The sequence below is a fragment of the Streptomyces sp. NPDC088817 genome, from assembly GCF_044750345.1.
In the GTDB taxonomy this organism is placed as follows: domain Bacteria; phylum Actinomycetota; class Actinomycetes; order Streptomycetales; family Streptomycetaceae; genus Streptomyces.
Genome location: NZ_JBIVJN010000002.1, coordinates 219,418 through 236,711 on the forward strand (window position 1 = coordinate 219,418; position 17,294 = coordinate 236,711).

The following is a 17,294-nucleotide window of genomic DNA, read 5'->3' on the forward strand; positions in this document are numbered from 1 at the left end:
CTCGGTGTCAGTAGTCCGCCCGGCCGCCCGAGGCGTCGTACACGAACCCGGTCGTGAACGAGGCCTGGGGCGAGACGATGTAGGAGACCAGGTGCGCGATCTCCTGGACGGTGCCGAAGCGGTGCATCGGGATCAGGGACTTCTGCACCTCCTGGCGCTCCGGCGTCATGCCCTGGATCAGGGGCGTCTCCACCGACGCCGGCGCGACGGCGTTCACCGTCACGCCGGAGGCGGCATACTCCTTGCCGACGGCCTTGACCATCCCGATCACCCCTGCCTTCGAGGCCGAGTAGGCCGCCATCTGCGGGTTGCCCTCCTTGCCCGCCACGGAGGCGATGTGCACGATCCGTCCGTAGCCGCGCGGCAGCATCAGCTCCAGCGCCGCCCGCGTCACCGTGAACGCACCCCCCAGGTTGAGGTCCACGATCCGCTCGAACGTCTCCTGCGAGGTCTCCACCGTCGGGGCGACCGGGCCGAGGATCCCCGCGCAGTTCACGACGATCTCGACCGCCCCGAACGCCTCCTCGGCACCCTTCAGCGCCGACTCCACCGACGCCACGTCCGTGACGTCCACCGGGCCCGTCATGCCCGCCACCTCGTCGCCCCACGAGGCCGACGGCAGGTCCAGGGCCAGCGTCTTGATCCCCCGCGCGCGCAGCGTCTCCACGATCGCGGCCCCCATGCCGCTGGAGGCGCCGACCACGACCGCGTGCTGCTCCTGCGGAGCCCCTTCGCCCCGGCCCCGGCCACCCGGTTCGCGCTGCTGATGATCTGCTGCCATGTCGCTCTCCCTGTGAACGTCGCCCGCTGTTCACCGAGGCGCCGCTGCCTCTGCCCCGGGATGGTGTGACGGTAAGCTCACTTGCGGTGGTAGCAAAGCGTTCGCGAAAAAGTTGCGATGAGCGCAATGAGCGCGTAGCGGGTGCCGAGGAGGCCTTCCGTATCGCTGGGTGGCCGCACGGTGGCCGGGGGAACAGCGGCGGCGGTTCGTCGTCAGAAGTGCAACGCACCCTGGGCTCGGTCCCGGGGGCGCTCGAGCGGATCAAGCACCCACCACTGAACGAGCGCCCCGGTGACCTCAGTGGAACGGGGACGCAGCGAAGCGGGTGACGGGCTGGAGGACCCACACCCCGTCACGACGCAGAAGAGGCTGGCGGCCATCCAGTACCTGATGCCCGGCGAGGACGCCCCGAGCACCGCCACACCCAGCACGCCTTCCGCTTCTTCATCGAGGGCTCGGGCGTGTGGACGGTCGTCGGCGGCGACCCGGTGCCGACGAACCGCGGCGAACACGGCACCGGACCCCCGCTGAGGGGACCCGGCGCCGCGGATGCTTCGTCGCAGGCCGCTCCGTGCGAGTCGAGAAGGTCTGACGGGACGCCCGCACCTCACTGCGGCCGCTCGCCGGCTTCCCGAGCAACCCGTTCGTCAAACGGCATCCACCGCACGTGTTCAGCCCTGTTCAGCCACACCGCGGCCCGAATCTCCGCAGGTCACAGCCCCGCCAGGGAAAACTCCTGAAGCGGGTGTCGCAGGTTCGAATCCTGCCGGGGCACAACGTGTTACCGCTCTGACCTGCATCGGAGCATCAGAAATGCCCCTCGGAGCAAATCTCCGAGGGGCATTTTGACCTTTCATGGGAGCACATGGGAACGCGCCGTTGGGCAGCGTGCTCCGTTCGACCGCCCTTCGGACACGGCAGCTGTAGTTCCGCTCATGGTTGGTCGTTGAGAGCGTGTCGGCGCTGGTGGCAGGATTGCGCGGCGGCTTGATGGCGGCGGCGCCAGGCCATCCAGTGCAGGACGTGTTCCGCGTCCCGGACGGGTGGCGTGAGGACGAACGCCCTGAGGAGACGGACGACGCTTCGTTGATCTCCAAGAACAGCGTTTGTCGACGGTTTCCGGAGGCAGTTGGTGATCAACCGGCTCTGGAATGTGGATGAGAAATGACGGCACTGCGTGGATGCGAACGTGGGGACGGCCAGCCGCCCGAAGGGCGGCTGGCCGTCGAGGCAGGTAGCGGCAGAGGCCAGTACCTGTTTCTGATCTCCGGTGGCCGGATGAGACAGTGCAGCCCTTGATGTTCGCGCGGTTTCGACCGGTGATTATTCACTTGACCCGGTCCGTACGGTGTTCGAGTGAAGGACACTCTGATCGACGAACTCCGCACCGCGTATGACGCCCAACTCCGTGGTGTCACCCCGCCTGGCGGCAGCGCCCGCGTCGAGAAGGACGGCCCGTTGACCCGTGTCGTCGGTTGGCACCGTGGCTTCGTCACGGGCCCATGCGACCTCGGTGTGTACGGGGCAGAACTCGACACGCTCATAGCGCGGCAGCGTGACTTTTACGCTGCCCGTGGTGAGGCGGTCGAATGGAAGACTCGCGCTCACGATCTCCCCGCCGACCTCACCGACCGACTCACCGCGGCCGGCTTCGTCGCCGAGGACAGCGAGACCGTGCTCATCGGGCAGTCCGCAGACCTTGCCGCCGACCCCGTCCTGCCCGACGGCGTGACCCTCCGCCGTGTCACCGCCAGATCAGACCTCCAGCGCATCGCCGCTCTGGAGAGCACCGTCTGGGGCGAGGACTGGAGTTGGCTCGCCGACGACCTGGCCGCCCGGATCGAGAACGCCCCAGAGAACACCATCGTCCTCGTCGCCGAGGCACGCACCGAAGTCGTCTGCGTCGCCTGGCTGGTGTTCAATGACGGCGTCGACTTCGGCGGCCTCTGGGGCGGCTCAACGCTCAAGGAATGGCGCGGACAGGGCATCTACCGGGCCATGGTCGCCCACCGAGCCCAACTCGCTGCTGCCCGCGATGTCCCTTACGTCTACGTCGACGCCTCAGCCGACAGCGCCCCGATCCTCACCCGCCTTGGCCTGCACGCGGTCACCACGACGACACCGTATGTCTGGTCGCCCTGAGCTCAGCCGGCCTTGGAGGGCTCGTCAGCTCGTGCGCGGGTACTGGCGAGGCGGTAGGAGTCGGTGCCGGTCTCGATGATGGTGCCGTTGAAGGTCAGGCGGTCGACAATGGCCGCGCAAAGGCGGGGGTCGGTGAAGGTCTTGGTCCAGCCGCCGAAGGACTCGTTGGAGGCCATGGCGACGCTGTTCTTCTCCTCACGCTCGGTCAGGACCTGGAACAGCAGTTCGGCGCCGTGCCGGTCGAGTTCCACGTATCCGAGCTCGTCGATGCAGAGCAGGTCGACGCGGCCGTAGCGGGCGATGGTCTTGTTCAGCTGCTTCTCGTCCGCAGCCTCGACCAGCTCGTTCACCAGCTTGGCCGCGAGCGTGTAGCGGACCCGGTAGCCCTTCATCGCGGCCTCGGTGCCCAGCGCGATGAGCATGTGCGACTTGCCGGTGCCGGAATCGCCGATCAGGCAGAGCGGCTGGCTCTTCTTGATCCACTCGCAGCTGGCCAGGGTATGGATGGTGGCCGGGTCGATGTTCGGGTTGGCGTCGAAGTCGAACGTCCGCAGCGACTTCTCCCGCGGAAAGCCCGCCGCCTTGATCCGCCGCTCCGAGCGGCGGCGGGCCCGGTCGTCGCACTCGGCCATCAGCAGCTCGGCGAGGAAGCCACGGTAGGTCATCTGGTCCTTCATCGCCCGGTCGGCGATCTCGGGGAACTCGTTGCGGATCGACGGCAGCCGCAGAATGCGGCAGGCGGAGTCGATGGCGGCGTCGGCGGCCTGCTCGGTCAAGCCGCGCTGGCGGGGCAGGGTCACTGTGCTTCTCCCTCTCGGTGGTCACCGCCGCTGGCGCGACGACGTAGGAGCAACTGGTCATAGGGGGTCACCGACGGCAGTGGCCTGGTGTCCGGCGGGAGAGGGGACAGCTTCCACTCATGCAGGGACGTCACGTTCGCCGACGCTTTGCCGGGCGACGGCCCGCCTGACGGCGCGGGCTCGGTCTCGGCCTGGGCGGCCTAGCGGGCCTCCAGCGCGACCGCGTCGGCGGTCATCGCCCCGGCCCGCAGGGCCACGGCCAGGCCAGCGACGATGTGCTCGTGCGGCAGGTGCCGGCCCAGCAGCAGAACCTCGATCAGGGCCCGGGTGCCGTCCCGCTCACCGTGGACCTTCTGGGCCTGAGCCCACCAGGCGTCGTGGACCGGAGTGAACCTGCCCGCCGAGCGGGCCTGTTCCAGGGCGGTCGAGTGGGGAAACGCGCCGGGCTTGCGGACCAGGACCTCCAGGTAATGATCCAGGTCCAGGCGGACGGCGCCCGTGGCGATCAGCCTCTCGTGCCGTGCCACCTCCACGTTCTGGTCGTAGACCACCAGGTGAGAAGCGTGCAGGACGACCCGCACCCGCTTGCCGATCAGCCGGATCGGCACCGAGTAGCGGTTGGTGCGGACCGGGATCCGGCCGTAGCGGTCGACCCGCGGGGTGAACAGCCGGCCCGTCTCGAACGGCTCCTCGGGCAGGGGCATCAGCAGCGGCTGCTCGAGCGCGAAGCACTCTTCGACCTTGCGGACGGCCGGTGACACCAGCGGGGCGGATGACTACGGCGGCGTAGCGCACTTCACGCGCGGAAGCGGACAGTCAACGTCCCCGTGCCGCAGGAACAGCCACCGCGTACCGGAGCGCCCCGGCGGTCGCCGGACCGAGACGTCGCTGCACGCGCTCCAGGCGCCGTGACACCCCTTTCGCGCAGTGTCCTGAACAGTCCCGAACACCTCTGGCCGTTGTCACCGACCGCAGCCCGGCGAAGACTCTGTGCTGCCCCGGCCGACCCGGACACCTGGCCGGCCGACCGGTGGGGCGCACCCCGCACCGCAGGGAGGACCGCCAGGTGCGGTCCGGCGCCCCGGCGCAATCGCCAGAGAAGACCCGACGGAAGGGACGTCACACCATGAAGACCGTACGCGGGTTGGCTGACCGCATGCTGGAGCGCCTGGTGCCGCAGGAGACGGTGAGCGCGTGCACCGGCTACTGGATTCCCCGGTGCATCACCGGCTCGTGCGCCAACTACAGCAACTACACGCAGCGCGTCTGGTCCTGCGACCTCAACAGGCGCGAGTTCCTGTTCTGCGGCTGCTCGTAAGCCGGGGCCTGCTCGGACTCCGTGAACCCCTGCGGAGACACAGGGCAGTCGCCCTCCCCTCGGCTCCTGGCGCCGTCACCTGCCGCCACCGCCGAGGGGGCTGCTCCACCTCGGGCACCGTGCACACTCGTCCCGTGGCCCGGCCCGAGCCAGGGCCGGGCCACGGATCTCTCCCCAGGAGACCCAATGGAGTTCGTCTCGGCATTGAGCCAGGCCTCGCTGGTCCTCGTCTTCGCAGCAGCTGTCCTCGGCAAGATCAGGAACACGGCGTCGTTCCTCGCGTTCAAGCACGCCGTGGCGACACTGGGTCGGGTATCCGCCGCACGGGCGGGTGTCCTCGCGGCAGGAGTCGTCTGCGCGGAAGCGACGACCGTGCTGCTCCTGGCCGTTCCATGGCCGCACGGCGACCAACTGCCAGCGGTGATCGGTCTCCTGACGGCGATCAGCTTGCTGGCCTCGTTCACCTACGCCGTCGCCCGCGCTCTGCGTGCCGGAACACGCGTGGCCTGCCGGTGCTTCGGCGCCTCGGCCGGCCCTGTCGGCCCGCCCCAACTTGTACGCAACGCCGTGCTCCTTGTGGTCGCGGTGGTGGCCATCCCCGGAGTGGCGGAGAGCGGACACCTCTCCTGGCAGGCCCGGTTCGCCGCCTGGCTGTGCGGGGCGACGGCCGCTCTCGTCCTGGTGGTCGGAGACGAACTGGTGACGCTGCTGCGGCCCGTCCCCACCTCTCCGACCGGTACGAGCATCTGATCCCTCTACCGAGAAGAGGCCGACCATGGTCTACCTGGCCATAGCCCTCGTGGTTGTCGCCACGCTCTGCGCACTGGACCTTATGCTGACGCTCGCGGTCCTTCGCCGGCTCCGGGACCGGTCCTCCGCCGTCCCGGTCCTCACCAAGGAGGGCGGCATCTCCGTAGGCACGGTCGTGGCACCCTTCAGCACCCGGTGCTCCGAGGGCGTGCGGCTCACGGAACGCGATCTCACCGACGGCGCCGTGGTGTCGTTCTTCACGCCGGGCTGCCAACCGTGCCGGGACAAGCTGCCCCTCTTCGTCGAGAAGGCCACCGCACTCCAAGGCCGCCGCCAGGTGATCGCCGTCGTGGTGTCGGGCAGAGGCGAGCAGCAGCACGAGGAAGAGGCCCGGGAGATGACCGAGCAACTCGCGTCCATGGCACGGGTTGTACGGGAGGAACCCGACGGCCCCTGCACGACCGCGTTCGGAGTCAGTGCCTTCCCCTCCCAGTTCGCCGTCTCGGCTCCGGACGGGGAACCGCCCACGGTGGCCGCCGTCGGGGACTCGGTCCTCAACGCCGTACCGGCCGGGCGGGCATGAGCCCCGCCCCGGGGACCGCCGCACCGCCCCGTACGGCGCCGCTCCACCGCGCCGTGATGCCGGCCCTCGGTCTTGCCGTCTGTGCCACTCCCGTCATGATGACCGGATATCTGGCAGTGACCCTGGTCTCCGCCGCAGCACCCGTGGTGGTCACCTGGCTGGTCAAGGACATCCTGGACGGGCTCGCGGCGGGCACCGGCGTACGAGAGGTCTTCGCCCCTGCCTTCTCACTGGCCCTTGTCGGCGCGGTGATGGCATGCGCCCCCCAGCTCACCGGCTACCTTCAGGCCAGGATCACGCGCGCGACCAGCCTTCTCGTCCAGGAACGACTGCATGCCTCCGTCGACGGATTCGTGGGACTGCGCCGCTTCGAGAACCCGGAATTCCTGGACCAACTCAGGCTGGCGCAGCACGCCGGCGGGCTCGCCCCCTTCCAAGTGGTCCAGGGGTTGGCGGGCATCGTCCGCAGCTCCGTCCTCCTCGTCGGTTTCATCGGTTCCCTCGCGGTCCTGCATCCGCTGCTCGCCGTCGTCGTGTCGCTGTCCGGCGCCCCCGTGCTCTGGGCGGAGGTCATGCTCAGCCGCCGGCGTGCCGTCACCTTCTGGGAAATCAGCCCCACCGAGCGCCGGGAGCTCTTCTACGCAGCGCTGCTGTCGAGCGTCGAGGCCGCGAAGGAGATCCGGCTCTACGCCGCGGGGCGCTTCCTGCGGGAGCGTTTGCTGGCCGAGCGCCGCAAGGCCGACGCTCTCCGGGAGCTGATGGACCGCAAAGAGCTGCGCGTGCAGTCGTCTTTGCAGGTCGCGGCCTCCGTCCTGGCGGGGACCGCACTGCTGTGGGCGGTCGAGTCCGCCGCACGGGGAACCATGACGGTCGGCGACGTCTCCCTGCTGCTGGCCGCCGTCCCGGCCGTCCAGAGCGGCATCGGCGGACTGGCCAGTGAGACCGGGCAGGCACACCACTCCCTGATGATGTTCGATCACTACGTCACCGTGGTGGGGCTCGGCCCCGACCTCCCTACCCCCCGTCGCCCCACCCCGGTCCCGCCCCTGCGTGACGCCATCGAACTGCGGGACGTGTGGTTCCGCTACGAGGAGGGGATGCCCTGGGTGCTGCGCGGCGTTGACCTGCGGATCGAGGCCGGGAAGGCCCTGGCGCTCGTGGGGGTCAACGGCTCGGGGAAGTCGACGCTGGTGAAGCTGGTATGCCGGTTCTACGACCCCACCCGCGGCCGCATCCTTTGGGACGGCACCGACCTTCGCGACATGGAACCGTCGGAGCTTCGGCGACGCATCGCGGCCACCTTCCAGGATCCGATGCGCTACGAACTCACCGTCCGGGAGAACATCGGCATCGGTGACTCGAGCGTCCTCGACACACCGGGCCGGTGCGAGAAGGCGGCAGGGCTGGCGGGCCTGCACGAGGACATCGCACGGCTGCCGCACGGATATTCCACCCTCCTCAGCCGCACGTTCTGGGCCGAGGACGACAACGCATCCGGCGTGCAACTGTCCGGGGGGCAGTGGCAACGGATGGGCCTGGCAAGGTCGTTCCTGCGCACGGACGCGGACCTGCTGATCCTCGATGAACCGAGTTCCAGCCTGGACCCGGTCGCCGAGTACGAGATCCACACCCGGCTGCGGGCCCGCCGCGCCGGACACACCAGCGTACTGATCTCCCACCGGCTCGGTGCGGTCAAGGACGCCGACACCATCGCGGTCCTGGAAGGCGGGCAGATCACCGAACTCGGCGACCACGCGCACCTTCTGGGCCGCGGCGGCACCTATCACCGGCTGTTCACGCTCCAGTCCCGTGGCTACCGCGAACGGACGGACGACACCGCGGGTGAGGAGGCCGACGTGACACACCCCCTTCCCCTGCTCGGCCCGGGCTCGTGAGGCGGGCGGTGAAGGGGCGCTCCGTGTGCGCGGTGGCAGTGGCCGTCACTGCGTTCACGGCCCTGGTCCCGGCGGCGGCGTTCCTGCTCCGCCGCCGCTGCAACCTGCTCGACGTCAGCGGCTCCAGCATGCTCCCCACCTACTGCGATGGGGACCGGCTCCTGGCGCTCAGGGTACCGACACGCCTGGTACGACGGGGAACGGTCGTCGCGATCCAGATGCGAGCGGCGGCCGACCCGGCCGGCGCGGACGAGGAGGACATCACCCCCGGAGACACCCTGATCACCTCCATGATCAAACGCGTCGCCGCCCTTCCCGGAGACCGGATACCGGGGCCGCACTCCTCAACGGACGTCGTCCCTGCCCGGCATGTGTTCGTTGTGGGTGACAACCACGAAGCCAGTTACGATTCCCGCCATACCGGGCCCGTGCCGGTCGATCTGCTCACCTCGGTGGTCCTCTGCCGGATCCGCCGCGGCGCCATCACGCGGATCGCGGACCACAGTGCGGGGTGAGGCCGACGGCCGCCACCCGCCGCTCGGGGTGGGATTATGGGCCCGAGCCGCCCTGGGCCGTCCGCGCCGCCGCAGCCGTGTCGCGAGCCTGAGCCGCGGCCACATGGTCACCGGCCATCGCATGGGCCTTCGCCAGGGTTTCGAGGCCGGTTGCCAGCCACGTCCGGGCGCCGATTTGCCGCCACAGCGCCACGGCGACCTCGGCGCGTCGACGGGCCTGCTCCGGACGGCCGACCGACAGCTGCGCCTCCGCCAGCGCGTACAGCGTGGCCGCCTCACCCCACAGGTTGCCGAATTCGCGATACGCCCACAGGCTCCGGGCCAGCAGCCGGCGGCCCTCGCGGGGGGCGCCCTGGCGCACCAGGACGTCCCCGAGCCAGCAGGTCGCGTGAGTGGCGCCGAGCCGGTCGCCGAGGTCCTCACTGATCGCGGCGGCCAGCCGGAAGGAGTCGGCGGCAGGGGCGTAGGCGCCGAGGGCGCGATGACTCTGCCCCAGACACCGCAGGGCCTGTGCCTCGCCGGGCCGATAGCCCTCGCTCCGGCTCACCTGCAGACACTCCGTGAAGCGCTCCATGGCGGCCTCGACACGGCCATGCTCGAGGTCGATGACACCGATGCCGTTGGTCGCGTACACGAGACAGTTGACGTTGCCGGCTGCCCGGGCCAGCTCGACGGCCTCTTCGAACCGCCGCACGGCCGCGGCGTACTGGCCGAGGAGCCGGTGCACGTACGCGAGCCCGGCCGTGGCACTGGCCCGGTACGACGGACCCAGCCCCTCGGCCAGAAGCAGGGCCTGCTCGAAATGGGCCAGCGCCTCCGGATAGCGGTCGAGGATGGTGGTGAGTTCGCCGAGGCAGCGGTGGAGCTGAGAGGCGCTGCGCTTGTCCCCGACGTGCAGCGCCGCCTTCAACGACCGCTCCTGCAGCCGCTCCCAGTCGTCGAAGTGACTGCCGACCTGGAAGAGCGTCGTCAACGCTGTGGCCAGCCCGGCCGCCGGTGCGATGTCCGCTCTGTCCAGTGCCTGGTCCGCCACACTGATGAGGAACTGGCGCTCCTCGGTGAACCAGGCCAGGGGAGTGACGAGGAGCTGGTCCGTGTCCGTGGGGGAGAGCCACCAGGAGACCAGATCAGTCTGAGAGACGCCTTGGAAATCGACGCTGAGCGTGTCCGCGGCGAGGTCGGCGAGGTGGAGGCTCGTGCCGAGGAGCCGGGTGAGGGCCGCGGCGCGCTCCTGCCGACCGACCTCGCTCCGGGCCCGCTCGCGGCCGAGCACTCGCACCAGGTCGTGCAGCTGATAACGGAACCCCGTCGCGCCACCGGCCCGGACCCCGACGAGATGCACCTCCACCAGGTCATCGAGCACGTTCTCTGCTTCGGACAGCCCCACACCCAGTAAGGCGGCAAGGGCCCAGGCACCGAAGTCGGCCATGGGCAGCAGCGAGAGCAGGTGCAGCGCGTGCTGTGTCGTCGGAGCCATTCCCCGGTAGGTCAGTTCGAGGCTCGCCCTTACGGCGATGTGCCCGACGGCCAGCTCGTCGAGCCTGCGCTGCTCGTCGGCGAGCGCCCGGGCGACCTTTTCCAGCGGCCAGTGCGGCCGCGCGGCCAGGCGGGCCCCGGCAACCCATACCGCGAGGGGAAGCCCGCCGCAGGTTTCGACGATGGAGTGCGCCGAGTCGGGCTCCGCGGCAACCCGTTCGAGGCCCAGCATCTCGCGCAGCAGGGCCAGCCCTGTCGCGGAGTCGAGTACGCCGAGGGGGAGCCGGTGCCCGCTCATGTCGGCCAGCGTGGTCCGGCTGGTGACGACGGCGGCGCAGCGTGCGCCGTTGGGAAGGAGGTCGCTCACCTGCCGGGCATCGGCCGCGTTGTCCAGGACGATCAGCGTCCGCCGCTGGGCCAGCAGGGTGCGGTAGAGATGGACGCGGCTGGTCATTCTGGGGGGCACGGCGCCTCCGCGTACGCCGAGCGCGCGGAGGAACGCCCCCAGGACCGTGAACGGCTCGGCCGGTTCGTCATCGAACCCCCGCAGGTCCATGTACAGCTGGCCGTCCGGGAAGCGTGAGGCCAGCAGGTGCCCCGCGCGTACGGCGAAGGTCGTCTTGCCGACACCGGCAGGGCCAGTGACCAACAGGATTACCGGGCCCGGTCCCTCCCGGTCCAGCACCCGACATCCCGTGCTCAACTCGTCCTGCCGACCGGCGAACAGGGGCTGGTCCGCCGGAAGCAGGCAGGGCACGAGCCGCCGGCCGGTCCCCCTGCCCTCATCCTCGTCACCGCGCCCGGCGGCGGGGCCCGGCAGCGCCTGGGACGACCAGGGCACGTCCTCCGCTCGTGCGGAGCTCTCCCGCTGGGCCAGCGCCGCACGCAACTCGACCCATTCCTCCACCGTCGCCGGGTCACAGCCGCACGCCCGGACCAGCGCCGCCACCACGTCCTCGCTCGGTAGCGATCCCCGGCTGAGCGCGCTCGCCAGGGTGCTCACCGGCAAGTGGTCGCCGACCTTTCGAGCCTTGCGCTCCAACGCCCGGTAAGAGAGGCCGGACCGGTTTTTCGCGGTACGCAGCAGGACGACGAACTCGGCGGCAGTCCGGGCGTTGAGGGGCACGGGTAACGGCGTAGTCACAAAAGGGAAGGCTACTCATTCCGGTGAACGCCCGACCAGCCTGCGATATCAGCCAGACCCGCATCCCGCACGCCACTCGTGCTGCGACTACTCGCAGGTCGCGGGCCCGTGGAATGCGCGGCGGGAGTCCGCCGTCTCCTGGTGCACCCGGCCGGAAGTCGCACACCTTCTCCTCCGACGGCAGCCGCACCAGCGACTGCACCAGGGCGCGTATCGAGTCGTGATCAATCTGTGGGTTTCGCCCTCGTGGCGGGGTCTGGACCGGTAGACCTTCTTGCGTGACGCGAGTGCAACTGACTTACGAGACCCCCGCCCCCTGAGCAACCCGTGTCTTCGTCGGACGGCATCCACCGGCACGTGTTCAGCACACATGGGGACGGGAAATACCGTGAACCCGTGAAAACCACGGAGGAGCGTTTCCCCTGTTCAGACACACCACGGCCCGAATCTCCGCAGGTCACGGCCTTGCCCGGGGAAAACTCCTAAAGCGGGTGTCGCAGGTTCGAATCCTGCCGGGGGCACAACGCGTTATCGCTCTGACCTGCATCGGAGTATCAGAAAGGCCTCTCGGAAGTGATCTCCGAGGGGCTTTTTGGCCTTGCATGGGAACGCATGGGAACGCGCCGTCAGGCAGCGCCCTCCGTGGGAACGTCGCCTTCGCCTTCCGTGGGAACGACGGGCGTCTCCTCCGGTTCCTGGGTGGCACGCGTCACCACCCGCATTCAGCACCCCGGCGTCCCGCGGATCTACGACGCCGTACTCGACGAGTCGTACGAGCGGCTGTACCTGGTGCTGGAACTCGCCGACGGGATCCCGTTCGGCGACTGCGTCGACCCCGACCGAGCCGCTGCCAGTGTCCTGGGCAGCCGCGGTGACAGCGCAGGTGTGCACGGTGCTGTCCCATGCGCACGCCGTCCCGGTCGTCCACCGGTACCTCAAGCCCACCAACACCTGGGCCAGGTGACCGTCGCCCTGCAGGGGTTCGAGGCCGTCCTCCGCCGGGTGCGGGCCGTGGACAGCGACGCCTGCGACGAAGCGATAGAACTGCGGCGCGCCATCGGATTCCTGGAACTGTCCGAGGGACGACTCGTCGAGGCCCGGCGGATGCTCCAGCCGCTCCACGCCGACATGTGCGTGGCAGCATCTCGGCGCACGGGCGGGCTTTCGAGCCCTCATCCTGACGGGGATCGTGCCGCCCGAGGTGCCCCGAGGCGGCCGCTCGTGTAAGCAGGAACTCCTGGCCCTGGAGCGAGGATGCAGGCGGTGGAGGCGGGCGTGGAGCAGCGATCGGTCGCGGATCTCGACGATCTCACGGCGTTCCTGGCCCGGCTGGCCGGTCTGTTGCTGCGCTCGTCCGGCGAGGGCGCCCATCTCATCGAGCGAGCCGTGACCGACAGCGCCCGTGCCTTCGGCGGCGACGCGTCCCTGCTGCTGGTGCCGGAGGCGGCGACGCTCACGGTCACCGCGGCGGACGGCGGTACCCGCACCGTCATCGTGCACGGCTTCCCGGAGGTCTTCCGCCTCGACCAGGTCGCCGCGCTCAAGCCGTTCCTCGCCGAAGTGCGGACAGCCCGGACCGGAATCGCGGAGGCCGACCGCAGACTGATGGAGATCGAGGCGGCGCCGCCGCCGTACCCGTGGTGGCTGAAGTTCCTCGGCATCGTGCTGTTCGCGCTGGGTTTCGCACCGTTGATGCAGCCCACCTGGTACGAGATCGCCACCACGGCCGTACTGGGCGCGCTCGCCGCGGCTCTCGCGGTCACCGCCGACCGTGTGCCCCGGCTGCACCGGTTCCTTCCGCTCGCTGTGTCGACGGCGGTCTCCGTCGTCACGATCGAGCTGTTCGCCAACGACCCTGCGCACGGCGGTCCCGTCCTGCTGATGCTCCCGGCACTGTTCTATTTCATTCCCGGCGACTACCTGAGCGCGGCGACCGCCGAGCTGGCCGCCGGTCTGATCACCACCGGTGCGATACGGCTCGTCTACTCCGTCTTCCTGCTGGTCCAGCTGTACGTCGGCGTCCTGCTCGGCGTCCTCTTCGCCGGCGCCTCCCCGCATGCTTTCTTCGATGTCGCCGCCCACTCCGATCTGCCCCGGTGGGCGCTGTTTTTGGCCTGGATCGTCTTCACAGCGGGCACCGTGCTCGCCTTCGCGATCCCCTTGCGCTTCTTCTGGCCGCTGCTCCTGCTCGTCTACGTCACCGTCGGCGTGCAGTCGGCACTCACGAAGCTCGCCGGGGAGACGGGCAGCACCTTCGTCGCCGCGGTCGTCCTCGCCGCCGCGGCCACGCTGATCGCGCGCGGGCCGCGCCGTCCACCCCGGCTGATCCTGATCCTGCCCGGCTTCTTCACGCTCACCGTCGGCTCGCTCGGCATGCGCGGCCTGACCACTTTGGTCGGCGGCTACGTCGAGGGCTTCCAGGACCTGCTGAAGCTGGTGACGATCGTCACCGCCCTCGCCATCGGCCTCGTGGTCGGCGAAGCACTCACGCAGGGGCACAGCGAAACCTAGGCGAGGCGGCACCATGACCCGCGCACCGGCAGCCCTCACCGAGCAGGACCACGCGGCCCGCATGAGCCGGGCCGCCCGCAGCGCGGCCGACGCCGGTCTCACCTTCCTCAACATCAGCCTCAACGCACGCACCGAGTGCCCCTGGCGGTCCGGGTGGAAGCAACTCGGCCGCACGACGCCCGACTGCTGACCACAAACGGATCGAGCATGGGCGGAGCCGGCCACCCTGTGCGGTAAGGCACCGGACAGCTACGCTGCGGGGCTTTCAGCTGCGCGGCTGGATCACCTCGCTCCGCGGCCTCCACCACCGCCATAGGATCACGGCTTCTCACTGCGCGGCCTGCGAGCCGCCGTCGATGGGGATGGTCTGTCCGGTGATGGACTTGGCGCTGTCTGAGGCGAGGAAGAGGGCCAGTGCGGCGATGTCGTCGGGGTCGGTGAAGCGTTTGAGGGACTGGATGCTCAGGGCGTCGGCGGTGACGTCCGCCAGGCTGCGGCCACTGGCATCGGCCCGGCCCTGCAGGACCCGCTGGATGCGCTCGCCGGCGACGGCGCCGGGGGCGATCGCGTTGACGCGGACGCCGACGTCGCCGAGTTCGATGGCGAGGGTCTCGGTGAGGCCGATCAATCCTCGCTTGGTGGTCGCATAGGGGCTGCGGTTCGGGTAGCCGTAGCGTCCGCCGACGGAGCTCATGATGAGGATGACGCCGGCGTCGGACTTCTTCAGGAAGGGGATGGAGAGCCTGGTGACGTTGAAAGTGCCGGTAAGGTTCACGGCCAAGACGGCTTCCCACTGATCGGGGTCCATCTCCTCCACCGGGCTGGTGGGGCCGGCGATGCCCGCATTGTTGACCAGCACGTCGATACCGCCGAGGGCGTGGACCGCGGCCTGGATGAAGGCCTCGACCGAGCGCCGGTCGGACACGTCGCAGACTGCCGCGGTGATCCCCGGATTGGCCTCGGTGACCTGTCCCAGGGCCTGTTCGTCGATATCGCAGATGTGCACACGGTCGCCGTTGGCAGCAAACGCCTTGGCCGTCGCGAGTCCGATGCCGGCGGCTCCCGCCGTCACGACAACCCGTCGTCCGCTGTTCATGCGGGTCCTCCTGTGCGGGATCAGTTGGGCTCGGCCCGGCGCCAGGTGAGGACCGAGTTGACGGTCTTGCCACTCGACGTGATGGGTGATGCGGTGCTCAGATGCAGCGTGTCGCCCTCAACCCTCACCCCGCGCGGTTGCGTCTGGCCGGTCCAGTTGGGGAACAGGGACACGAACATGGAGTGTGTGAGGGTCTGCTTCTCCTCATCGACGTGGAAGGGTCCCGAGTAGGCGATGTAGGAGGTCGCCTCCGCCGTGTACTCCTCTGTCGTGCCATCGAACCAGTCCCCTGAGGCAAAACCGGGACGGTCGGGCCTGGACAACTGCGCGGACATGTACCCGTCCGGGGTGTACATGATGATGCCCTGCGGTTCATCGCCCAACGGCTCGAACGGCTCGGAACCGTCCACCGGGATCTCCCGGTACGACACCAGCTTCCACGCACCGATCAGCCGATTGCGCAGGCCTTCAGCCATCACCACCTCCATCGATCAGTGTGCCGTTCCGCCGCCATCACGGCACCCGTGATCCGGCGCCCACGGTCGGCGAAAACCCGTTCGCCCTACCGCCGCGAAAGCACATTCCGCCTTCGAGCTGTGCTGGGTCCAATCCGACAGCCTGCTCGGTATGGCCAGTGACTGTTGGATTCAGCCCACCCGTGAAGATGATTTCAGAGCCAGCCGGAGCGCGCTCGGCCCGCTACTCCGTACGTTGCGTCGAGGATCTCCTCGACGGCGGTGGGGGACGTCTGGACCAGCGAAGTGATGACGGCCCCGGCGGCCGGCTGCCCCGAGGGCAGTGAGCCGGTCCTGCCGCCGCTGTGGATAGCGCGCCCAGAACGCGGATGCTGTTACCCCCAGTGCAGTCTGAGGCGGTCTCCGAGTCAGGTGGTTCCACGGAAGACATGTAGGGCATCACATGTTTCTGGGAGGCAGCACGGAGAGCACGCGCACGATGTGATCGCGAAATTCCTCCATGAAGCGCTGGAGAAACTGTTCCATATCGCTATTGGCGACCTGGCCATCGTCCGTGAATACCTCCGGGTTGAATCTGATGTAGGCCTCGGGTGCGTTCATTTGTGGAGAGTTGCAGTAGCTGAGGACACTGCGAAGGCTCTGCTGGGCGATGGCCGTCCCGATGGCACCGGGGGAGGCTCCGATTACCGCGGACGGTTTGTGGGTGAATGAATTGTCTCCCCAGGGGCGGCTGGCCCAGTCGATGGCGTTCTTCAGAGCGCCGGGGATTGACCGATTATATTCCGGGGTGACGAATAGAATGGCGTCGGCGGAAGAGATCGCAGTTTTGAGCCTCCTACCTTCGCTGGGGAAGTCACTGTCGTAATCGTAGCTGTAGAGCGGGAGGTCGTTGATCGGGATCTCATTGAACTCCAGGTCCGGTGGAGCCAGTCGGATCAGGGCCTTGGAGAGTGTTCGGTTGATGGATTGAGTCGCCAGGCTTCCCACGATGTAGCCGACCTTGTACGTGGCCATTTCTCCTCGATTCGATGCGTGCGCCGTACATTCGCCCGGCCTCTCGCCGGAAGCGGGCGCACTTCCTGCGAGTGCACGAAATCACGGTCGCTGGTAATCCGCCTTCTAGGCTGATCCAACCGGAGGAGCACGCGTCACGGTGCCGTTACTGAGGTTAAAACTCGTGGAGTCGTAGGGGCTGGCGGGCCGTGGTCCGCTGCGGTATCACCGGGGCATGCGGTATCCACAGGGTGGCGGGCTGACCGCCGAACGGCATCAGTTTCGCGAGGGGTTACGGCTTCAGGCGGCTGAGCGGTTCGCCCGGGGCGAGGCGAGCTCGGTGATCGCCAAAGACCTGCGCGTCAGCGTCCGCTCGGTGCAGCGATGGCGACAGGCCGTGGGAGGAGGGCGGTCCACGTGCTCTGCGGTCGCAGGGGCCGGCGTCGCTGCCGAGGCTGAGCGAGAAGCAGTTCGCACAACTGGAGGCGGAGCCGTCCAAGGGACCGGCCGCACACGGCCCGGAGGACCAACGCTGGACTCTGAGCCGTGTGAAGACAGTGATCGGCCGGTGCTTCCACCTGACCTGCACGATCCAGGGTGTGCGCAAGCTCCTGGTGCGTAACGGCTGGTCCTGCCAGGTCCCGGCCCGACGCGCGATGGAGCGGGACGACGACGCCGTCGCCGGGTGGGTCAACGAGGCATGGCCTCGCGCGGAAGGCTCGCGGCGGCCCGTGGAGCCTGGCTCGTCTTCGGCCGGTACTCGGCCGGGGCCGCATGCTGGCTTGTTCTGCCGCGCCTGCCCCGGTCAGGTTGC

At 69.0% G+C, this 17,294-nt stretch carries 16 protein-coding genes and 3 pseudogenes; 12 read left to right on the plus strand and 7 right to left on the minus strand.

All coding sequences use genetic code 11. The annotated features are described in order from the left end of the window. Window positions 1–7 precede the first annotated feature (7 nt). A complete protein-coding gene (locus ACIP4X_RS04635) occupies window positions 8–781 on the minus strand; it encodes an SDR family oxidoreductase (protein WP_391454106.1) in 774 nt (257 codons plus the stop codon). 372 nt (window positions 782–1,153) lie between these two features. On the opposite strand from ACIP4X_RS04635, the pseudogene ACIP4X_RS04640 reads away from it, so the two are divergent. Both ACIP4X_RS04640 and ACIP4X_RS04645 read left to right on the plus strand, forming a co-directional pair. Further along, window positions 1,154–1,290: pseudogene (locus tag ACIP4X_RS04640) on the plus strand (cupin domain-containing protein); the annotation flags it as partial. An 847-nt stretch (window positions 1,291–2,137) separates the two neighbouring features. Continuing rightward, complete coding sequence (locus ACIP4X_RS04645; RefSeq protein ID WP_358736562.1) at window positions 2,138–2,923, plus strand: GNAT family N-acetyltransferase; 786 nt, start codon at window positions 2,138–2,140, stop codon at window positions 2,921–2,923. Between the two features lie 2 nt (window positions 2,924–2,925). Here ACIP4X_RS04645 and istB read toward each other — a convergent pair whose 3' ends face one another. Then, window positions 2,926–3,723: an IS21-like element helper ATPase IstB gene (gene istB / locus ACIP4X_RS04650; protein ID WP_358736564.1), complete on the minus strand. Its 798-nt coding sequence runs from the start codon at window positions 3,721–3,723 to the stop codon at window positions 2,926–2,928. Between the two features lie 200 nt (window positions 3,724–3,923). Next, the gene (locus ACIP4X_RS04655) at window positions 3,924–4,484 is read right to left on the minus strand and encodes a Mu transposase domain-containing protein (protein WP_358736566.1); all 561 of its coding nucleotides are present in this window, start codon (window positions 4,482–4,484) and stop codon (window positions 3,924–3,926) included. Between the two features lie 365 nt (window positions 4,485–4,849). Between ACIP4X_RS04655 and ACIP4X_RS04660 the strand changes: the two genes are divergently transcribed. From ACIP4X_RS04660 to ACIP4X_RS04680, 5 genes are all read left to right on the plus strand, one after another. Then, window positions 4,850–5,041, plus strand: a complete 192-nt coding sequence (locus ACIP4X_RS04660) for a hypothetical protein (RefSeq protein ID WP_358736567.1) — start codon at window positions 4,850–4,852, stop codon at window positions 5,039–5,041. Between the two features lie 186 nt (window positions 5,042–5,227). After that, on the plus strand, window positions 5,228–5,791 hold the full coding sequence (locus ACIP4X_RS04665; protein WP_358736569.1) for a MauE/DoxX family redox-associated membrane protein: 564 nt from the start codon (window positions 5,228–5,230) through the stop codon (window positions 5,789–5,791). 25 nt (window positions 5,792–5,816) lie between these two features. Beyond that, the gene (locus tag ACIP4X_RS04670; protein WP_358736570.1) at window positions 5,817–6,374 is read left to right on the plus strand and encodes a hypothetical protein; all 558 of its coding nucleotides are present in this window, start codon (window positions 5,817–5,819) and stop codon (window positions 6,372–6,374) included. 95 nt (window positions 6,375–6,469) lie between these two features. Continuing rightward, window positions 6,470–8,269, plus strand: coding sequence for an ABC transporter ATP-binding protein (locus ACIP4X_RS04675; protein ID WP_401346629.1), 1,800 nt, complete (start codon window positions 6,470–6,472; stop codon window positions 8,267–8,269). A 23-nt stretch (window positions 8,270–8,292) separates the two neighbouring features. Continuing rightward, window positions 8,293–8,784 (plus strand): S26 family signal peptidase, encoded by a 492-nt coding sequence (locus ACIP4X_RS04680; RefSeq protein WP_358736573.1) that lies wholly within the window; start codon window positions 8,293–8,295, stop codon window positions 8,782–8,784. A gap of 34 nt (window positions 8,785–8,818) precedes the next feature. Here ACIP4X_RS04680 and ACIP4X_RS04685 read toward each other — a convergent pair whose 3' ends face one another. Beyond that, the gene (locus ACIP4X_RS04685; RefSeq protein WP_358736575.1) at window positions 8,819–11,386 is read right to left on the minus strand and encodes a tetratricopeptide repeat protein; all 2,568 of its coding nucleotides are present in this window, start codon (window positions 11,384–11,386) and stop codon (window positions 8,819–8,821) included. Between the two features lie 720 nt (window positions 11,387–12,106). On the opposite strand from ACIP4X_RS04685, the pseudogene ACIP4X_RS04690 reads away from it, so the two are divergent. The 4 genes and pseudogenes from ACIP4X_RS04690 to ACIP4X_RS04705 form a co-directional block, all read left to right on the plus strand. After that, window positions 12,107–12,353, plus strand: a pseudogene (locus ACIP4X_RS04690) (serine/threonine protein kinase); the annotation flags it as partial. Between the two features lie 11 nt (window positions 12,354–12,364). Beyond that, entirely contained in the window at window positions 12,365–12,631 is a 267-nt protein-coding gene (locus ACIP4X_RS04695) for a hypothetical protein (RefSeq protein ID WP_391454117.1), read from the plus strand. A 48-nt stretch (window positions 12,632–12,679) separates the two neighbouring features. After that, window positions 12,680–13,915: a threonine/serine exporter family protein gene (locus ACIP4X_RS04700; protein WP_358736578.1), complete on the plus strand. Its 1,236-nt coding sequence runs from the start codon at window positions 12,680–12,682 to the stop codon at window positions 13,913–13,915. Window positions 13,916–13,928: 13 nt separating this feature from the next. Beyond that, window positions 13,929–14,105, plus strand: a complete 177-nt coding sequence (locus ACIP4X_RS04705; RefSeq protein WP_358736579.1) for a hypothetical protein — start codon at window positions 13,929–13,931, stop codon at window positions 14,103–14,105. Between the two features lie 138 nt (window positions 14,106–14,243). Here ACIP4X_RS04705 and ACIP4X_RS04710 read toward each other — a convergent pair whose 3' ends face one another. The 3 genes from ACIP4X_RS04710 to ACIP4X_RS04720 form a co-directional block, all read right to left on the minus strand. Further along, a complete protein-coding gene (locus tag ACIP4X_RS04710) occupies window positions 14,244–14,987 on the minus strand; it encodes a 3-oxoacyl-ACP reductase FabG (RefSeq protein WP_391454121.1) in 744 nt (247 codons plus the stop codon). Between the two features lie 44 nt (window positions 14,988–15,031). After that, window positions 15,032–15,487 carry a lipocalin-like domain-containing protein gene (locus ACIP4X_RS04715; RefSeq protein ID WP_358736583.1) on the minus strand — a complete coding sequence of 152 codons (456 nt, stop codon included), beginning with the start codon at window positions 15,485–15,487 and terminating at the stop codon, window positions 15,032–15,034. A gap of 438 nt (window positions 15,488–15,925) precedes the next feature. Beyond that, complete coding sequence (locus tag ACIP4X_RS04720) at window positions 15,926–16,501, minus strand: NADPH-dependent FMN reductase (protein WP_358736585.1); 576 nt, start codon at window positions 16,499–16,501, stop codon at window positions 15,926–15,928. Between the two features lie 214 nt (window positions 16,502–16,715). Here ACIP4X_RS04720 and ACIP4X_RS04725 point away from each other — a divergent pair. Then, a pseudogene (locus tag ACIP4X_RS04725) lies at window positions 16,716–17,247 on the plus strand (winged helix-turn-helix domain-containing protein); the annotation flags it as partial. Window positions 17,248–17,294: the final 47 nt, after the last annotated feature.